Here is an 18,563-nt window from a genome sequence, read left to right as displayed (position 1 = left end):
GGGCGCCGTGTGATAACCTCAAATCTCGCGCGGTTTAGTCAAACAATTCGCCCTGCGCCCCTGCCGGGCGGCGGAACAGGTCGGTGCGCAGGCGGACGCGCTCGCCGACGAGACCATATTTGCGGCAGGCGATCGCGAAGCGCGTGCGAAGCAGATCGGCCCATGGCCCATGGCCTTGCATCCGGCTGCCGAACCCCGGATCATTGTCGCGCCCGCCGCGCAGCGACTGGATCGTCGCCATCACTTTGGCTGCGCGATCGGGGAAATGCGCGTCGAGCCAGGCGCGGAACAGCGGCGCGACCTCGTGCGGCAACCGCACCGGAATGAAGAATGCCGCCCTGGCACCGGCGTCGGCGGCGCGTTCGAGGATATGCTCGATCTCGTGATCGGTGATCGCGGGGATCACCGGCGAGATCGAGACGAAAGTGGGGATACCCGCGGCGGCCAGCGCCGCGATCGCCTTCAGCCGCTTCTCAGGAGAGGGCGCGCGCGGCTCGAGCGTCATCGCGATCCGCGGATCGAGCGTGGTGACCGACACCATCGCCGCCGCCAGTCCCTGCGCCGCCATCGGCGCGAGCAGGTCGATATCGCGCGTCACGCGATCCGATTTGGTCGTGATGGTCAGCGGATGCCGCGCCTGTGCCAGCACCTCGATGCACTCGCGCGTGATCCGCCATTCGCGCTCGATCGGCTGATAGGGATCGGTGTTGGTGCCGAAGGCGATCGGCTTGCAGACATAGCCGGGCTTGGCGAGTTCGGCGCGCAGCAGCGCGGGCGCGATCGGCTTGGCGAACAGCCGCGTCTCGAAATCGATCCCTGGCGACAGGTCGTGATAGGCATGCGTCGGCCGCGCGAAGCAATAGATGCAGCCATGCTCGCACCCGCGATAGGGGTTGATCGAGCGATCGAACGGGATGTCGGGTGAGCTGTTGCGCGCCAGAATCGTCCGCGGGGTTTCGATCGTGACGGTGGTGCGGACCGGCGGCGGTGCCCCATCGATACCGTCGCGATCGTCGAGCCAGTCGCCGTCGTCCTCGCGAGCGTTCAGGTTGAAGCGCGCGCTGGTTGTGTTGAGCGTTGCGCCACGGGCGGGGCGGGGGACCGGCATGTCCGAGCGGTAGCACAATGTCAGGAACGAAGGAAGAACATCGCTCCCCTCGCTGCAAGGGAGAGGTCGGGGGTGGGTAGGGGCCTGACGATACGGCTACCGGCCATCGCCGGACCGCCGTATCGCGGTACTCGACCCACCCCCAGCCCCTCCCTTTCAGGGAGGGGAGCCATTACGTTGCGCGCCGCCCACGGGGCCCGCCTCATTCAGGCTAGGTGCCGGGCAGTGCCCATCGCAGCTTGGTTACGAACACGCCGGCGACCGCACTTCCATCGCCATCGCGAGCCGGCCTGAACTTCAGCCTGGAAAATACCCTGCAGGACGCTGCGTCTAGGCTTTGAACGCCGCTGGTTTGTACGATCGAACAGCCAGTGGGCCGGCCTTTACTATCGACGTCCATCGAGAGGTGGGTGGTCCCCTCCAGCCCGGCACGACGAGCGTCTGCCGGGTAGTCGTCGTCGGTCATGAACGACGCGCTCGGCAAGGGCCGCGGCGCGGTTCCCGTGGTTTGCTGGTCAGCGGCTTGGCCCATGCTGAGCATGGACATTGTCGCGGCCAACAGGATCCCAATACCGGTAGTCGACATGCAGGCCCCTCCTTACTTGTTGTCCAATCCCATTGGCACGGCCACCTGACGACGAGCGCGGCGGAATGTGGCAACTACCGCTCCAGCAACCGCGGCATCAGCTCGACGAAATTGCATGGGCGATGCCGGCTATCGAGCTGCTGCGCCAAGATCCCGTCCCATCCGTCGCGCACCGCGCCGGTCGATCCAGGCAGCGCGAAGATATAGGTGCCGCGCGCGACGCAGGCGGTGGCGCGCGACTGGATCGTCGAGGTGCCGATCTTGTCGAAGCTCAGCCAGCGGAAGAGTTCGCCAAAGCCGGGGATCAGCTTGTCGGCGACGCGCTCGACCGCCTCGGGGGTTACGTCGCGTCCCGTCACCCCGGTGCCGCCGGTGGTGAGGATGCAGTCGATCTCGGGATCCTCGATCCAGGCGTGGAGCCGCGCGACGATCGTCTCGACATCGTCGCGAACGATGTCGCGCGCGGCCAGCACATGGCCGAAATCGGTCAATCGCTGGACCAGTACATCGCCCGAGCGATCCTCGGCCAACTGGCGCGTATCCGACACCGTCAGCACCGCGATCCGTACTGCGATCGGCGCCGCCGCGGCGCTATCGGACACGGTAGTTGGCGCTTGCCCCCTTGGCGGCGCGGCCGTTCACCGCGCTCTTGCCCGGCAGCCCGGGAAAGCGCGGCCATAGCCCCTGCGACAACGCGGTGCGGCTGTCCGATGCCTTGCCGCCCTGCGCTTCGTACATCCAGTAGTTGCGCAGCACCGTCATGACATAGCCGCGCGTCTCCCAATAGGGGATCGACTCGATGTAGAGCAGCGGATCGCCCCCATCGCGCGACGACAGGTTCCACGCCTCGACCGGGGTGGGGCCGGCATTATACGCCGCGATCACCTTGGGCAGCAGCCCCCCGGTGGTGGGCATGTCGCGCAGCTTTTCGAGATAGCTCTGCCCGACCTCGATATTGGTCGAGGGGCGCGACAGCGCGGAACGGTCGATGACGATCCCCTTCTTGCGCCCGATATCGGTCGCCGCGGCGGGCATGATCTGCATCAGGCCATAGGCACCCGCGGGGCTGACCACAGTCGACTGAAAGCGCGATTCCTGCAGCGCGTGCGCATAGACCAGCGACTTGTCGACCCGCCAGCCGCCGTCGGGGGTCCAGTTGGGAGCAGGGTAGCGCGCCGCGACCTGCGGGGTCGAGCCACGCGGGGCGTTGTGCGAAAGCCAGATTTGCGTCGCGGGCAGGTTCATCGCGCCGGCGACGCGCGCGAGCGACGCATATTCGGCAGGATCGCCGATCCGCGCCTGGTGGCGGACCACGCTGGCGGCGAGCACGTCCTCGTCGATTTCCATCAGCGCAGCGGCGATGCGGACATTGGGCCGGCGCTCGAGCGCGGTCCAGTCGGCGCCGGCGGGACGCGTCGGCACCCGGTCGGTCGCCTCGGCGATCCCCAGCGCCTGGCGCGCTAGCATGCCGTAGAAGGTTTCGTTGAACTGCGCCGCGCTCTGTAGCCGCGCCTGGACCAGGTCGGGGCGCGCCGCCGCCATGTCGGCGCGCGAAGCCCAATAGAGCCCGGCGGCGCGCAGATCGACGTCCTTGGCGCGCTGCGCGACCGCGGTGAACGCCATCTGCGCCGCGGCATAATCGCGCTGGCGCCACGCCGCCAAGCCCTGCACCCAATCGGCCTGCGGCACCCATTCGCCGCTGCCGCGCTGCGCGAGCGCGGCGAGCCGGCGCGCGGCGCTGTCGTCGCCGGTCAGATAGTGGATCCACGCCACGCGCTGCTGCCATTCGGTCAGGCATTCGGGGCTGAGGCGATCGGCATATTCGGCGACCAGCGCTTCGCCCGCCGCGCCCAGATCGTCCTTGATGATCGGTTCCATCCGCTGCGCCAGTTCGGCGGCGGCGGCGTCGTTCGCGACCGATTTGACGCGGATGCGGTTGGGCGCGCCATCGAACCACATCAGCCGCTGTGCGGTGGGGAGCGTCGGCAGCGTCTCGGCGCCGCGCACCTTGGCGAGCCGCGCGAGGCTCTCGGCATGCGGCAGCTCGGGCGCCTCGGCGAGCAACGCCTGCAGCGGGAGCAGCTCGACCTTGGGCGATCCCTTGGCGGTGTAGAGTTCGGCGCGCGCGATCGCGTGGAGCGGCCCCGGCCGCATCGCGTCGAGCTGGAGCTGTGCGTCGCTCCAGCGCTCGGCGCGGATCGCCGAGAACACCTGGCGATAAGCAGTACGCTCGGCGTCATCGAGCTGCTTGGGCACCGCAATCGCGGCGGTGGTCGCGCCGCGGCGGGTGGGGATCTGGTCGTCGTCGGTCGCATGCGCGGCCGCGGGTGCGGCGATCATGGCGACGGCGATAATGGCGCGGATACTCACGTGCGCTTTCCCCTGAGCAACAATTGCAAATCTTTCCAGGCCTCCCGCTTGTGCGCCGGGCTGCTCAGCAGGAACCGGGGGTGCACGCTGGAGATTGCCGAGAACTTGGCCTGCCGGTGGTTAATGTCATGAAAACAGGCACGAGCGTTAGCGCGGTCCGTCCCGAGGAACGCACGGCTCGCCGATTGCGACAGCAGCAGCACCGTTTTGGTGCCCGCCAGCGCCGCCAGATGCTGCGCGCGCGCGACCAGGGCGGGCTGGTCGTCGGCGGGGATCGACTGGGCGAGCGGCGCGGCGAGGCACAGCGTCGTCAGGTAGACGTCGCCCCGACTGCGGCCGATCGCGGCGAGCATCCGATCGAGCAGCCGCGCTTCGGCATCGAGCAGCAACCGATCGCCGGTGGGATGGTCGAGCATCACCATCAGGTCGGCGGTAGGATCGCCTTCGCCCGCGACGAGCGGCGCGTTCCACTTGGCTTCGGGCGCGCCTTCGCCAAGGCGCCACGCGAGGAAAGCCTCCAGCGTTTCTGGAAATTCCGCCTCGGCCTCGGCCGCACCGGGTTCGGCAGCAGCGACCGCCGTTGCAGGCGGAGTCCGTACCGGCGCGGCGAACCAGTCACGGACCTGGTCTTCGACGAGCACATCGACCCCGGCATCGGCCCACCATTCGAGCGCGCTCGCGGTGGCGGCCTGCCAGTCGTTGTGTTGATCTGCCCCCATACCCACCTACCCGACGGCAGCTTGACCTTTGGGTCAATCTGCGTGCACCGAACTTCTGCCAGGGCGGTGCCTTGGCGCGACGACCGGGTGGCGGTCAATGCCGGCACGCGAAGCGCGGCACGCTGGGATCACGCCGCCGAATGGAGACTGGGATGAGTGAACGCGAGTCGATGCCTTATGATGTCGTGATCGTCGGCGCGGGGCCTGCCGGCCTTTCCGCGGCGATCCGGCTCAAACAGCTCGCGAACGACGCCGGCAGCGAGCTGTCGGTGTGCGTGCTCGAAAAGGGCTCCGAGGTCGGCGCGCACATCCTGTCGGGGGCGGTGATCGATCCCAAGGCGCTCGACGAATTGCTGCCCGAATGGCGTGAGATGGGTTGCCCGCTTGCGCAGACCCCGGTGACCGAGAACCACCATTGGGTGCTCTCGAAAAAGGGCAAAAGCTCGCTCCCCGAATTCGCGCTGCCGCCGATCATGCACAATGAAGGCTGCTACACCGGATCGCTCGGCAGCCTGTGCCGCTGGCTCGCCGAACAGGCCGAAGGGCTTGGGGTCGAAATCTTCCCCGGCTTCGCCGCCGCCGAGATACTGTTCGACGAAGACGGATCGGTGAAGGGCGTCGCCACCGGCGACATGGGAATCGCCAGGGACGGCACGCGCAAGCCCGATTGGCAGCCCGGGCTCGAGCTCCACGCGCGCTACACCTTCTTCGCCGAAGGGGTGCGCGGGCATCTGTCGAAGGAGCTGATGCGCATCTTCGACCTGCGCAAGGATTGCGATCCCCAGGTCTATGGCCTCGGCGTCAAGGAACTCTGGGACCTCGCGCCGGGCAAGCACGTTCCCGGCCGAGTGATCCACACCCAGGGATGGCCGCTCAGCGAGACGCAAGGATCGAACGGCGGCGGTTTCCTGTATCACCAGGCCAATGGCCAGATCGCCTTGGGCTTCGTCACCTGGCTCAACTATTCGAACCCGCACCTCTCGCCCTTCCACGAAATGCAGCGCTGGAAGACCCACCCCGAGATCGCCGCGATCCTCGAGGGCGGCAAGCGCGTGTCGTACGGCGCGCGCGCGATCAACGATGGCGGCTTCCAGTCGGTGCCCAAGCTCATCTTCCCCGGCGGCGCGCTGATCGGCTGTTCGGCGGGGTTCGTGAACGTGCCGCGGATCAAGGGCACCCACACCGCGATGAAGACCGGGATGATGGCCGCCGAGGCGGCATTCCAGGCGGTCGCCGCCGATCGCCGCGGCGATGAGCTCGCCGCCTATGCCAGCGCCTATGAGGGCAGCTGGGTGCGCGAGGAACTGCGCCGCGTCCGCAACGTCGTGCCGCTGGTCAAGAAGCATGGCGACCTGATCGGGTCGGGGTTGTCGGGGGTGCATATGTGGGCCGAGCATCTGGGGGTGAAGATGCCCGGTACGATGCGCCACCATCCCGATCACGAAAGCCTGTGGCGCGCCGAAGACGTCGCCAAGATCGCCTATCCCAAGCCCGATGGCGTGCTGACCTTCGATCGCCTCTCGTCGGTGTTCCTGTCGAATACCAATCACGAGGAGGACCAACCGGTCCATCTGACGCTCAAGGACCCTGACGTACCGATCGCGCACAACCTGCCCTTGTACGACGAGCCGGCGCAGCGTTATTGTCCCGCGGGTGTGTATGAAGTGGTGGGCGAGGAAAACGGCGATCCCAAGTTCGTTATCAACGCGCAGAACTGCGTCCACTGCAAGACGTGCGACATCAAGGACCCCACGCAGAACATCAACTGGGTGGTGCCCGAGGGCGGCGGAGGGCCCAATTATCCGAACATGTAGGCTGGGCATCGCCGGCGCAGCGATCGCCGCGATGCTGGCGGCGTCGCCCGCGCTCGCCGCCAACGACCCGCCGACCGGCGCCAGCCTCGCCGCCTATGTCCGCGCGCGCGCCGCCGCCGCCGATGGCGCGGCCGACATCGCCGCGCGCGGTTATGCGATCGCGCTCGCCGACGATCCAGGCAACGAAGTCATCGCGATCCGCGCGTTTCGCGAAGGTATTGCGGTCGGCGATTTCGACCTCGCGCGTCGCGCGCTCGCGGTGCTCGAACGCTCGAACGTCGCGCCCGCCGATACGGTGATGCTGCGCTACGCCGATCGGGTGCGCGCGCGCGACTGGCCGGCCGCGCGCGCCGCCGCCGCGCAGGTGGCGCAAGGCCCGCTCGATTTCGTCGGGCCGGTGCTGCTCGCCTGGGTGGCGTTCGAGGAAGGCGCCGCCGACCCCGCTGCCGAGCTCGCCGCCGCCGAAGCCAATGTCATCTCGCGCCGCTACGCCGCCGAAAACCGCGCGCTGCTGCTGATCGCGCAAGGGCAGTATGCGCAGGCCGCCGATGCGCTCAGCGCATTGCTCGGCAACGACCAGGCCAGCCTCGATCTCCGGCTGAACGCCGCGCAGCTGTTCCAGGGCAAGCGCCAGGGCAAGCTCGCGCGCGAATTGCTGGGCGGCAGCGATCCGGTGCTGGTAGCGCAGCGATCGTCGCTTGGGCGCGGCGCGAAGGCGGGGGCGGCGTTCGGCGCGTCGCGACTGTTCACCCGGCTCGCCGCCGATCTGGGCCGCGACGAAGCGTCGCCGTTGTCTATTTTGCTCGGCCGCACCGCGCTGCTGCTCGATCCGACCGACGATCGTGCGCGGCTGCTGCTCGCCGACACGCTGTCGCAGCAGGGGTTGGGGACCCGCGCGCTCGCGCTGCTCGATTCGATCGGCGCCAAAAGCGCGTTCGCCAGCGTCGCGCAGGCGGCGCGCGTGACCGTGCTGACGCGGATGGAGGACGAGGCGGGGGCGCTCGCCGCAGCCAAGGCGCTCGCCGACGCACCCGGCGCAACGGTGACCGAGGCGCAATCCTATGGCGACCTGTTGGTCGACCAGAATCGCTTCGACGATGCCGCTGCCGCCTATGCAACGGCAATGGCGCGCGCGGGCGATGGGGCCGATTGGGTGCTCAATCTCCAGCGCGGCGGCGCCCTCGAACAGGCGGGACGCTGGGACGAGGCGCTGCCCTATCTTCGCCGCGCGGTCGAACTCGCGCCGCAGGAGCCGGTGGCGCTCAATTATCTCGGCTATGCACAGGTCGAACGCGGTGAGAATCTGGCCGAAGGGCAAAAGCTGCTCGAACAGGCGCGGGCGCTGCGTCCCGACGATCCCTCGATCACCGATTCGCTCGGCTGGGCCTATGTCCAGCGCGGCCAATGGGACAAGGGGCTCCCGCTGCTCGAACAGGCTGCCGCCGCCGAGCCCGGCGACGTCACGATCAACGAGCATCTGGGCGACGCCTATTGGCGCACCGGCCGGCGCTACGAGGCGCGCTACGCCTGGCGCGCCGCGGCGGTCCATGCCGAGGGCGACGATGCCAAGCGGCTCGCGGGCAAGCTCGCCGACGGGCTCGCCCCGGTGACCGCGGCGCGCTGACCCGATGATCGTCGAAGCCGCGCCCGCCAAGCTCAACCTTGCGCTCCACGTCCGCGCGCGGCGGGCCGATGGCTATCACGAGCTCGAAACGCTGTTCGCCTTCGTCGCCGATGGCGATGTCGTGACGATCGACCCCACCGGCGCGCCGGGGCTGACGCTGACCGGGCCCTTCGCCGCCGGCCTGTCGGGCGAGGGCGACAATCTGGTGCTGCGCGCCGAACGGCTGTTCCGCGCGCGCGTGGTCGATGGCCGGCCAATGGCGATCCTGCTCGACAAGCGGTTGCCCGTGGCGTCGGGGATCGGCGGCGGATCGGCCGATGCCGCCGCCACCCTGCGCGCGCTGGCGCGGCTTGAGGGGGTAGCGATCGACGATCCGCGGCTCTTCGGATGCGCCGAGGCGCTGGGGTCCGACGTGCCCGCCTGTTTGCTCGGCAAGACCGCGCTCGGGCGCGGACGCGGCGAGTTGCTGCTGCCGCTCGATGGGCTGGCGGCGCTGCCCGCGTTGCTGATCAATCCCGGTGTTGCGGTGTCGACCGCTGCGGTGTTCGCGCGCTGGGACGGGATCGATCGTGGGCCGATCGGGCAGGGCGATCCGCTCGCGGCGGCGCTTGCCGGGCGCAACGATCTCGAGCCGCCCGCGCTCGCGCTCGCGCCGGTGATCGCCGAAATACTGGCGTTGCTCGCCGCGCAGCCGGGGGTCCGGCTGGCGCGGATGTCGGGGTCGGGGGCGACATGCTTCGCGCTGTTCGATACCGCCGATCAGCGCGCCGCCGCCGCCGCGCGAGTGCGCGCCGCGCACCCCTGGTGGTGTCTCGAAACGGTGCTCGCGGGACAGCCGGGCGTTCCATGCCGGGACCAGGCCGCCGCATGACCCCCCGGTATCCTTCGGTTAACGCTTTGGCGCGTATCTTGCTGGACGCCGGACAAGCGAATCCTACGCCGGGAGCGGATCGTTCGCTGACGGCCTGCGCCTCACGGCCACGTCGTGGGAAAGCGGAAGGGCGGCGCGTGCAAGCGTGCCGCCCTGACGTTCCCGTATGATCGAGCTTTCCACCACCAACCATATCGCGACGCTGACGCTCAATCGCCCCGCTGCGCGCAACGCGCTGCGGATCGCCGATTGGGACGCGCTCGCCGCCGCGATCCGCGACCTGCCGCTCACCGTCCGCGCGCTGGTGCTCCATGGCGGGGCCAGCTTCTGCGCCGGCGCCGACCTGCGCGAACTCGAGACGCTGCGCGACGACAGCGCGATGCGCCCGCGTTTCCGGATCGCGATGGCGACCGCGATCGAGGCGCTGGCGGCTTGCCCGGTGCCCGTGATCGCCGGCATTGCGGGCGGCTGCTATGGCGCCGGCGTCGCGCTTGCGATCGCTGCTGATATCCGCATCGCCGCGCCCGATGCCGCCTTCGCCACCACCCCCGCACGGCTCGGGATCGGCTATCCCGCGACCGACGTCGCGCGGCTGGCGTCGCGAATGGGCCAGGGCCATACCGCGCGGCTGCTATTCTCGGCGCAACCGATCACCGCCCACGAAGCGCTGCGGATCGGGCTGGTCGAGCAGCTCGCCGACGATCCGGTCGCCGCCGCGCAAGCGCTCGCGGCAACGATCGCCGATAACGCCCCCGCCGCTGTCCGGCTGCTCAAGCGCGTGCTTCGCCACCCCGACGAGGCAGGGCACGACGCCGCGTTCGAGGCGCGCTTCGGCACCGCCGCCTTCACCGAAGGGCTCGCAGCGTTCGCAGGTAAACGAAAGCCCGATTTCCCATGAGCCATCCCCCGGTCGCGATCCTCGAAGGCGCGAGCGACATCCTGCTGCTGTGCGATCACGCCTCCGACGTCGTACCCGAGGGGGTCGATCTCGGCATCGATCCGGCGCTGCTCGCCAAGCATATTGCGGTCGATATCGGTGCCGCGCCGCTGACCGCAGCGCTCGCCGCGCGGCTCGGCGCGCCCGCGCTGTCGGGGACGGTGTCGCGGCTGGTGATCGACCTCCACCGCGAGCCCGACCACCCCGCGCTCGTTCCCACCGCGAGCGACGGCCACGCGGTGCCGGGCAATGTCGGCATCGACCGCTTCGACCGGATCGCGCGCTTCCACGCGCCCTATCACGCCGCGCTCGCCCGCCAGATCACCGCGCGCCGCCCACGGCTGCTGGTGGCGATCCACAGCTTCACCCCCCGGCTCGAGGCCGGCGGCGAAGCGCGCGCGATGCATGCCGGCATCCTCTACAACCGCGACGATCGCGCCGCGCGCGTGCTGCTCACCGAGCTTCGCACCGCGGGGATCGCAACCGGCGACAACGCGCCCTATTCGGGGCGCCTGGTCAACACGACGCTCAACCGGCACGGCGAGGGCAGGGGGATCGCGTGCGTCTCGATCGAGATCCGCAACGACCTGATCGCCGATGCCGCAGGTGTCGAGCGCTGGGCCGACCTGCTCGCGCCGATGATCGAAAAGGCGCGTAACAGTCTTGCGTTCGGGGTCGCCCCTACGCAATAGGCTTGCGCATGACCGACCAAGCCAAACCGCGCTTCGACAAGACGAAGCTCCCCAGCCGCCACGTCTCGCTCGGCCCCGAGCGCGCGCCGCATCGCAGCTATTATTACGCGATGGGGCTGCACGAGCAGGATATCGCCCAACCTTTTGTCGGCATCGCCAGCGCAGGCAACGACAGCGCGCCGTGCAACACCACGCTCAACGACCAGGCCGACGCCGCGCGTGCGGGCGTGATCGCCGGCGGCGGGATGCCGCGCCGCTTCAACACGATCACCGTCACCGACGGGATCGCGATGGGGCATCAGGGGATGAAGTCCTCGCTGGTGAGCCGCGAAGTCATCGCCGATTCGATCGAGCTCAGCATGCGCGGCCATTGCTATGACGCGTTCCTGGGCTTTGCCGGCTGCGATAAGTCGCTGCCGGGCATGATGATGGCGATGCTCCGCCTCAACGTTCCCGGCATCTTCGTCTATGGCGGCTCGATCCTGCCCGGTCGCTTCCAGGAGCGCGACGTCACCGTCGTCGACGTGTTCGAGGCGGTGGGCCAGTATGCCGCGGGCAATTGCCCGCTCGCGCAGCTGACCGCGCTCGAGAAGGTCGCCTGCCCCGGCCACGGCGCCTGCGGTGGCCAGTTCACCGCCAACACGATGGCGTGCGTCGGCGAGGCGATCGGGCTGTCGCTGCCCAATTCGAACATGGTGCCCGCCCCCTATGACAGCCGCGAGGCGATCGCGATCGCCGCAGGCGAGCAGGTCATGAACCTCGTCGAGCGCAACCTTCGCCCGCGCGACATCGCTACCCGTGCCGCCTTCGTCAACGCGGCGCGCGTCGTCGCGGCGACTGGCGGCTCGACCAACGCCGCGCTCCATTTGCCCGCGATGGCGAGCGAAGCCGGGATCGAGTTCGACCTGTTTGACGTCGCCGAGGCTTTCAAATCAACGCCGTACCTCGCCGACCTCAAACCCGGCGGCAAATATGTCGCCAAGGACATGCACGCCGCCGGCGGCGTCTACATGCTGATGAAGACGATGCTGGCGGGCGGCTTGCTCGACGGCGAATGTCTCACTGTCACCGGCCGCACGCTCGGCGAGAATATCGACCAGGTCACCTGGAACCCCGACCAGAAGGTCATCTACGACGTCAAGACGCCGATCACCCCAACCGGTGGTGTCGTCGGCCTGCGCGGATCGCTTGCCCCCGACGGCGCGATCGTCAAGGTCGCGGGGTTGCACCGGCTGCAGTTCGAAGGCGTCGCGCGCTGCTTCGATTGCGAGGAAGACGCCTTCGCCGCGGTCGAGGCGCGCGACATTGCCGAGGGATCGGTGGTGATCATCCGCTACGAAGGCCCCAAGGGCGGCCCCGGCATGCGCGAGATGCTGTCGACCACCGCCGCGCTCTACGGCCTGGGGCTCGGCGAGAAGGTGGCGCTGATCACCGACGGGCGCTTCTCGGGCGGCACCCGCGGCTTCTGCATCGGTCATGTCGGCCCCGAAGCCGCCGAAGGCGGGCCGATCGCGCTGATCGTGGATGGCGACACGATCCGTATCGATGCCGAGGCTGGCACGATCGACCTCGACGTGCCCGAAGCAGTACTAGCCGAGCGCCGCGCCGCTTGGCGTCCGCGCACGAACGACTATCAGGCGGGCGCGTTGTGGCGCTATGCCCGGACGGTGGGCCCCGCCAGTCGCGGCGCGGTCACCCATCCGGGGGCAGCGAGCGAAACCCATGTCTATGCGGATATCTGAACCAGCACGTACCGCCGCCCCCCTGCGCCTCAAGCGATGCGGGGCGGTGGCGTTGTTCGCGCTCGCCGCCTGCTCCGAAGCCGAACCCCCGATCGCCAACGAACCCGTCATCGCCAATATCGACGAACAGGTCCGCGTCGCGCGCGCCGCCGACAGTCGGATCCTGTGCGCGCCGCGGGGCGCCGAGGGCTTCGCGCCCAATTGTACGATCGAGCGGATCGTCGACGATAGGGGCACGCTGCTCACGCTTCGTCTGCCCGATGGCGGCTTTTACCGGCTGCGCGTCGCAAGCGACGGGAGCGGCGTGGTACCGGCAGACGGCGCCGAACCCGCCAGCGTCTCGATCGTCACCGACGGACTGATCGAGGTCGCGATCGGCGACTCGAAGTTCCGCCTGCCGGCAATCGTCGAGGAGGGCGCGGCGAAGTGAACCCCGCGCTTGCCGGCGCGTCGATCGTCACCGCGGCGCAAATGCGCGCCGCCGAGGTTGCGTGCTTCGCCGCGGGCGTGTCGCAGGTCGCACTGATGGAACGCGCCGCGCGCGCGGTGGCGCAGCAGGTCGCGCGGTTCGCCCGGTCGCGACCGGTGCTGGTGCTCGCAGGACCCGGCAATAATGGCGGCGATGGATTTGGCGTTGCGTGGGTTTTAGCCGAGTGGGGCTATGACGTCACCGTTGCAACGCTGGGCCAAGATTGGAATGGGGCCGCCGCAGTCATGCGCGATCGCTGGACCGGACCGACCACCGATCTCGACGACGCCACCCCGCGACCGGTGCTGGTCGACGGACTCTTCGGCATCGGCCTGACGCGCCCGATCGCCGCCCCGGTACGCGGTCGACTGGCCACGCTCGCCGCCGCCGCCGAGCTGGTGGTCGCGATCGACGTCCCCTCGGGAAGTTTCGCCGACCAGGATGCGAGCGATGGCGTCGAGGCCGACATCACCGTCGCGCTAGGCGCGCTCAAGCCCTGCCATGTCGTCGGCGATACCGCGCGCTGCGGCCATTTGATCCTCGCCGACCTCGCGATCGCGGTGCCGGGCGACACGCGGTTGATCGCACGCCCCGTGTTGCACCCGCCGTCGCGGGCCGATCACAAATATACCCGCGGGCTGGTGATCGTGATCGGCGGGACGATGCCGGGCGCCGCGCGGCTCGCGGCAGGGGCAGCGGCGCGCGGCGGCGCGGGCTATGTCGTGCTGGCATCGGACGATGCGCGCGTGCCCTTCGACGCGGTGGTGTCGCGCAAGCCCGACGCGATCGCGGCGATGCTGGCCGACCCGAAACTCGGCGCAGTGTTGATCGGACCGGGGCTCGGCCGCGACGACGAAGCTCGCACGCGCTCTGAAGAAGCCGCCGCAAGCGACTGTCCGCTCGTCATTGACGGCGACGCGCTCGCACTGGCATCGATCGACCAACTCGCTTGCCGCACCGCCCCGACGATCCTCACCCCGCACAGCGGCGAGTTCGACCGGCTCTTCGGCACCGGCGGCGGCAACAAGCTCGAACGCACCCGCGATGCCGCGCGGCGATCGGGCGCAATCGTCGTCCACAAGGGTGCCGACACCGTCATCGCCGCGCCCGATGGCCAAAGCATCGTCGCGCACCCGCCCGCCTGGCTGTCGACCGCGGGCACCGGCGACGTCCTTGCGGGGATTGCTGCCGCACGGCTGGCGGCGTCGCGCGACCCGATGCGCGCCGCGATCGAGGCGGTTTGGCTCCATGCGCGTGCGGCAAGCCTTGCAGGACCGGCGTTCGTGGCCGATGGGCTCGCCATGCATCTTCCCCAAGCAATCGCCGAATGTCTGTAGACTCTGATCCAATCGTCCGCGTAGCCGCGCGCGGCGAGGGCGTCACCGCCTCGGGGCGTCATGTGCCGATGGCCGCGCCGGGCGACGTCGTCGGCAGCGACGGCTCGGTCAGCGCCGGCGCGCACCACCAGCAGCCGCCCTGCCGCCACTATCCGCTATGCGGCGGCTGCCAGCTCCAGCATCTCGACGACACCGCCTATGCGCGCTTCCTCGTGGATCGGATCGAAGGCGGGCTCAAGGCGCAAGGGCTGGCGACCGAGATCCGCGCCCCGATCCTGTCGCCGCCGCGCACCCGCCGCCGCGCGACGCTCCACGCCGAACGGCGCGGGCGGCAGGTGCATCTGGGCTTCACCCAGGGGTCGAGCCATCACCTCGTTGATCTCGACGAATGCTGGGTCCTGACGCCCGCGCTGTTCGCGGTGCTCGCGCCTTTGCGCGGGCTGCTCGCGGCGCAGCTCACCGAATCGCGGCGCATCGACGTCCACCTCGCCGAGGTCGACCAGGGCATCGATGTGGTGCTGCAGGGTCAGCTCCGCGACGGGCTTGCCGCCGCCGAGGCGATCACCGCCTTTTCACGCCGCCACAAGCTCGCGCGGCTCTCGATCGACGATGGCTTCGGCCCCGAGGCGCGCTGGGAGCCCGACCCGGTCACCATCACGCTCGGTGGCGTCGCAGTGCCGATGCCCGCCGGGGGCTTCCTCCAGGCGACGCGCGAGGGCGAGGCGACGCTGGTCGATACCGTCCGCGCGATCATCGGCGAACCGCGCACCGTCGCCGATCTGTTCGCGGGGCTCGGCACCTTCGCACTGGCGATGACCCCCGCCACCAAGGTCTATGCCGCCGAGGGCGCGCGCGAGGCGCTGCTAGCGCTCAAGGCGGGGGCAGGGCGCGTCCAGCGCCAGCTGTTCGCCGACCACCGCGACCTCTTCCGCCGCCCGCTCACCGCCGAAGAGCTCAATCGCTTCGATGCGATCATGCTCGATCCGCCCCGCGCCGGCGCGCACGAACAGACGCTCAACCTCGCCATGTGCAAGGTGCCGCACGTTGCCTATGTTTCGTGCAATCCCAGCAGCTTTGCGCGCGATGCAAAAAAGCTGTGCGAGGGCGGGTACAGCTTGGATTGGGTGCAGCCGGTCGGCCAATTCCGCTGGTCGACGCATGTCGAACTCGTGGGGTGCTTCACGCGCTGAGCGTCATCGGGGCCACACCCTCACACCGTTCGTGCTGAGCTTGTCGAAGCACCGTTCTTCTTTTCCTCCGGTGGCGAAAAAAGAACGGCACTTCGACAAGCTCAGTGCGAACGGATTTGATTAGGCGGGATAATCCGCCGCCACGAAATACAACCCCTCCGCCGGCGCATTGAGCCCCAGCGCCGCCCGATCGCGCGCCGCCAGCGCCTCGCCGATATCGTCGGGTGTCCATTTCTCCTGGCCCACCAGGGCCAGGCACCCCACCATCGACCGCACCTGATGATGCAGGAACGACCGCGCCGAAGCGAAGATTCGGATCAGCTCGCCTTCGCGCACCACCTCGAGCCGGTCGAGCGTGCGCAGCGGGCTGTCGGCCTGGCAATGCGTCGATCGGAAGGTCGTGAAGTCATGCCGCCCGATCAGCTGCCGCGCACCCGCCGCCATCGCCTCGGCATCGAGCGGATTGGCGATCCGCCACGCGCGGCCCAGTTCGAGCGTCAGCGGCGCGCGGCGCGAGCGGATGCGATATTCATAATGCCGCGCGGTGCAGGCGAACCGCGCATGCCAGTCGCCCGCGACCTCGACGCAATCGAGGACCGCCACCGGCTGTGGGCGCAGCACCGCGTTCAGCCCCTCCATCAGCCGGAACGCGCCGATCGGCCGCTCGACATCGACATGCGCGCGCATCGCCAGCGCATGCACCCCGGCATCGGTCCGCCCCGCGGCATAGACGAGCACATCCTCGCCCAGGATCCGCCGCGCGGCATCCTCGATCGCCTGCTGGACGCTGGGGCCGTGCGCCTGGTGCTGCCACCCCATGAACGGGCGGCCATCATATTCGATCGTCAGCGCGAACCGGGTCACGCCAGGATCGTGCCTACGGGGATGGGGAATCCGCGGAGCAGTTCGGCGGGGGTCATCGCACCGCGCCCCGCGCGCTGGATGAGGGTGGGGACGAGATAGCCCTCGGCGCACGCGACGGCGAAGCCCGGAGCATGATCGATGACCGCCCCCACTTCGTCATTCCCACAAAAGGGGGAATCGAGAGTCGCCAACGCTTCCGCTCCTGCAATGACTTCGGCCCCTTCAATCCCCGCCTGCGCGGGGATGACCGATGCTTGGAGCACCCGAACCCGCTCACCCCCCACTTCGAAAAACGCCCCAGGCGCCGGGTTGAACGCCCGCACCTGACGCTCGACTTCGACCGCGCGCAGCGAAAAATCCAGCCGGGCCTCGGCCTTGTCGATCTTGGGCGCATGCGTCGCGCCCTCGGCCTGCGCCACCGGCGGATATCCCGCCAGATCGGCCAGCACCTCGACCATCAGCCGCGCCCCCATCGCGCTAAGCTCGGCGGTCAGCGCGCCCGCGGTCTTGCCGTCGACCGGCGTCCGCCCCTCGAGCCGCACCGGTCCGGTATCGAGCCCGGCCTCCATCTGCATGATCCCGACTCCGGTCTCGGCATCGCCCGCCAGGATCGCGCGCTGGATCGGCGCCGCCCCGCGCCAGCGCGGCAGCAGCGAGGCATGAACGTTGAGGCACCCGTGCCGCGGCGCGTCGAGCACCGCGCGCGGCAGTATCAACCCATAGGCTGCGACCACCGCGACATCGGCACCGTGGCCGGCAAACACCGCCTGCGCTGCCGCATCGCGTAACGATACCGGGTGATGCACCGCGATTCCCCGCGCCTCGGCGCTCGCCTGCACCGGCGAGGGCGTGAGCGCCTTGCCTCGCCCGGCGCGGCGCGGGGGCTGGGTATAGGCGGCGACCACCTCATGCCCCGCGGCGACCACCGCATCGAGGATCGGAACGGCGAATTCGGGGGTGCCCATGAAGACGATACGCATGCTTCTCCTGAACCGCTTGGCAGGCGGGCATGCAACCCCCTATCTGTGGCTGCGATGGCATCTCCCGAAATCGACGCGCTCACCCAGGCGCTGGCGCGGCTTCCTGGCCTCGGACCGCGTTCGGCGCGGCGCGCGGTGCTGCATCTGCTCAAGCGCCGTGAAACCGCACTGGCGCCGCTGCTCGCCGCGCTCGACGCGGTCAACGAGCGGCTCGTCACCTGCTCGACCTGCGGCAATGTCGACACCAACGATCCGTGCGGCGTCTGTTCCGATCCGCGCCGCGACGGGCGCGCGCTGTGCGTGGTCGAGGAGGTCGCCGATCTCTGGGCGCTCGACCGCTCGCGGTTGTTCCCCGGCCGCTTCCACGTCCTCGGCGGCAAGCTTTCGGCGCTCGAAGGCATCCGTCCCGAGGACCTCGCGATCGATGCGCTGGTCCGCCGGATCGAGGCGGGGGGGATCGACGAGGTCGTGCTCGCGATGAACGCCACGCTCGAGGGGCAGACCACCGCGCATTATCTCGCCGAGCGGATCGAGCGCTTTCCGGTACGCATCACCCAGCTCGCGCATGGGCTGCCCGTGGGCGGCGAGCTCGATTATCTCGACGAGGGCACGCTGGCGCAGGCGTTGCGCGCACGCCGACCGGTCGCGTGACGCCGCCCCGGTGCTTGACCCCCCGCGCGCGCAGACTTAATTTGGCAACATGGCCATTCTCCCGATCATCGAAATTCCCGACCCGCGCTTGAAGCTGGTATCCGAACCCGTCGCCGACATCGACGACGGGGTGCGCAAGCTGGTCGCCGACATGTTCGAGACGATGTACGACGCCCCCGGAATCGGCCTCGCGGCGATCCAGGTCGCGGTGCCGAGCCGCGTGCTGGTGATCGACCTTCAGGAGGAGGACGAAGAGGGCAAGTCGGTGCGCAACCCGCTGGCGTTCATCAATCCCGAAATCCTCGAAGTCTCCGACGAGCTGCGCGTCTACAACGAAGGCTGCCTCTCGATCCCCGACCAATATGGCGAGGTCGAACGCCCCGCGCGCTGCCGCGTCCGCTGGCTCGACCCCGAAGGCGCGACCCACGAGGAGGAACTCGACGGCCTGCTCGCCACCTGCCTCCAGCACGAGATGGACCATCTCAACGGCGTGCTGTTCATCGATCACATGTCGCGGCTCAAACGCGACATGGTGCTCCGCAAACTGGCCAAGGCGCGCAAGGCGGCGGCTTGAGCGTGACGCCATGACGCGGTAGGTTCGCGCTTCGT

18 protein-coding genes are annotated in these 18,563 nt (G+C 69.3%); 11 read left to right on the top strand and 7 right to left on the bottom strand.

Going from position 1 to position 18,563, the window contains the following annotated elements:
* Positions 1–34: 34 nt before the first annotated feature.
* The 5 genes from NMP03_RS04705 to NMP03_RS04685 all read right to left on the bottom strand — a co-directional run bounded on the left by NMP03_RS04705 (position 35) and on the right by NMP03_RS04685 (position 4,783).
* Positions 35–1,108 (bottom strand): PA0069 family radical SAM protein, encoded by a 1,074-nt coding sequence (locus NMP03_RS04705; protein WP_256507370.1) that lies wholly within the window; start codon positions 1,106–1,108, stop codon positions 35–37.
* A 211-nt stretch (positions 1,109–1,319) separates the two neighbouring features.
* A complete protein-coding gene (locus NMP03_RS04700; protein WP_256507369.1) occupies positions 1,320–1,694 on the bottom strand; it encodes an energy transducer TonB in 375 nt (124 codons plus the stop codon).
* A gap of 74 nt (positions 1,695–1,768) precedes the next feature.
* The gene (gene moaB / locus NMP03_RS04695; protein WP_256507368.1) at positions 1,769–2,296 is read right to left on the bottom strand and encodes a molybdenum cofactor biosynthesis protein B; all 528 of its coding nucleotides are present in this window, start codon (positions 2,294–2,296) and stop codon (positions 1,769–1,771) included.
* Positions 2,286–4,034, bottom strand: coding sequence for a lytic transglycosylase domain-containing protein (locus tag NMP03_RS04690; RefSeq protein WP_256507367.1), 1,749 nt, complete (start codon positions 4,032–4,034; stop codon positions 2,286–2,288). The genes moaB and NMP03_RS04690 overlap by 11 nt, the downstream gene beginning before the upstream one ends.
* 26 nt (positions 4,035–4,060) lie before the next feature.
* Positions 4,061–4,783 (bottom strand): uracil-DNA glycosylase family protein, encoded by a 723-nt coding sequence (locus NMP03_RS04685; RefSeq protein WP_256508008.1) that lies wholly within the window; start codon positions 4,781–4,783, stop codon positions 4,061–4,063.
* A gap of 152 nt (positions 4,784–4,935) precedes the next feature.
* On the opposite strand from NMP03_RS04685, the gene NMP03_RS04680 reads away from it, so the two are divergent.
* The 9 genes from NMP03_RS04680 to NMP03_RS04640 all read left to right on the top strand — a co-directional run bounded on the left by NMP03_RS04680 (position 4,936) and on the right by NMP03_RS04640 (position 15,459).
* A complete protein-coding gene (locus NMP03_RS04680) occupies positions 4,936–6,597 on the top strand; it encodes an electron transfer flavoprotein-ubiquinone oxidoreductase (protein ID WP_256507366.1) in 1,662 nt (553 codons plus the stop codon).
* A 31-nt stretch (positions 6,598–6,628) separates the two neighbouring features.
* Positions 6,629–8,221 carry a tetratricopeptide repeat protein gene (locus NMP03_RS04675; RefSeq protein WP_256507365.1) on the top strand — a complete coding sequence of 531 codons (1,593 nt, stop codon included), beginning with the start codon at positions 6,629–6,631 and terminating at the stop codon, positions 8,219–8,221.
* A 4-nt stretch (positions 8,222–8,225) separates the two neighbouring features.
* Positions 8,226–9,092, top strand: a complete 867-nt coding sequence (locus NMP03_RS04670; RefSeq protein WP_256507364.1) for a 4-(cytidine 5'-diphospho)-2-C-methyl-D-erythritol kinase — start codon at positions 8,226–8,228, stop codon at positions 9,090–9,092.
* Positions 9,093–9,258: 166 nt separating this feature from the next.
* Complete coding sequence (locus NMP03_RS04665) at positions 9,259–9,990, top strand: enoyl-CoA hydratase/isomerase family protein (protein WP_256507363.1); 732 nt, start codon at positions 9,259–9,261, stop codon at positions 9,988–9,990.
* Positions 9,987–10,721: an N-formylglutamate amidohydrolase gene (locus tag NMP03_RS04660; RefSeq protein WP_256507362.1), complete on the top strand. Its 735-nt coding sequence runs from the start codon at positions 9,987–9,989 to the stop codon at positions 10,719–10,721. Before NMP03_RS04665 ends, NMP03_RS04660 begins: the two co-directional genes overlap by 4 nt.
* Positions 10,722–10,729: 8 nt before the next feature.
* Positions 10,730–12,463 carry a dihydroxy-acid dehydratase gene (gene ilvD, locus NMP03_RS04655; protein ID WP_256507361.1) on the top strand — a complete coding sequence of 578 codons (1,734 nt, stop codon included), beginning with the start codon at positions 10,730–10,732 and terminating at the stop codon, positions 12,461–12,463.
* Entirely contained in the window at positions 12,450–12,893 is a 444-nt protein-coding gene (locus NMP03_RS04650) for a hypothetical protein (RefSeq protein WP_256507360.1), read from the top strand. The genes ilvD and NMP03_RS04650 overlap by 14 nt, the downstream gene beginning before the upstream one ends.
* Positions 12,890–14,269: an NAD(P)H-hydrate dehydratase gene (locus tag NMP03_RS04645; RefSeq protein ID WP_256507359.1), complete on the top strand. Its 1,380-nt coding sequence runs from the start codon at positions 12,890–12,892 to the stop codon at positions 14,267–14,269. The genes NMP03_RS04650 and NMP03_RS04645 overlap by 4 nt, the downstream gene beginning before the upstream one ends.
* Positions 14,260–15,459, top strand: coding sequence for a class I SAM-dependent RNA methyltransferase (locus tag NMP03_RS04640; protein ID WP_256507358.1), 1,200 nt, complete (start codon positions 14,260–14,262; stop codon positions 15,457–15,459). Before NMP03_RS04645 ends, NMP03_RS04640 begins: the two co-directional genes overlap by 10 nt.
* Before the next feature lie 120 nt (positions 15,460–15,579).
* Here the strand turns inward: NMP03_RS04640 and truA are convergent, their stop codons facing one another.
* Complete coding sequence (gene truA, locus NMP03_RS04635; protein ID WP_256507357.1) at positions 15,580–16,323, bottom strand: tRNA pseudouridine(38-40) synthase TruA; 744 nt, start codon at positions 16,321–16,323, stop codon at positions 15,580–15,582.
* A complete protein-coding gene (gene fmt / locus NMP03_RS04630) occupies positions 16,320–17,303 on the bottom strand; it encodes a methionyl-tRNA formyltransferase (protein WP_256507356.1) in 984 nt (327 codons plus the stop codon). Before fmt ends, truA begins: the two co-directional genes overlap by 4 nt.
* Positions 17,304–17,357: 54 nt before the next feature.
* Between fmt and recR the strand changes: the two genes are divergently transcribed.
* Entirely contained in the window at positions 17,358–17,954 is a 597-nt protein-coding gene (recR, locus tag NMP03_RS04625) for a recombination mediator RecR (protein WP_256507355.1), read from the top strand.
* Positions 17,955–18,003: 49 nt separating this feature from the next.
* The gene (def, locus tag NMP03_RS04620; RefSeq protein WP_256507354.1) at positions 18,004–18,528 is read left to right on the top strand and encodes a peptide deformylase; all 525 of its coding nucleotides are present in this window, start codon (positions 18,004–18,006) and stop codon (positions 18,526–18,528) included.
* Positions 18,529–18,563: the final 35 nt, after the last annotated feature.

Source organism: Sphingomonas qomolangmaensis (assembly GCF_024496245.1).
In the GTDB taxonomy this organism is placed as follows: Bacteria; Pseudomonadota; Alphaproteobacteria; order Sphingomonadales; family Sphingomonadaceae; genus Sphingomonas; species Sphingomonas qomolangmaensis.
This window is presented reverse-complemented; position numbering and strand designations above follow the sequence as displayed.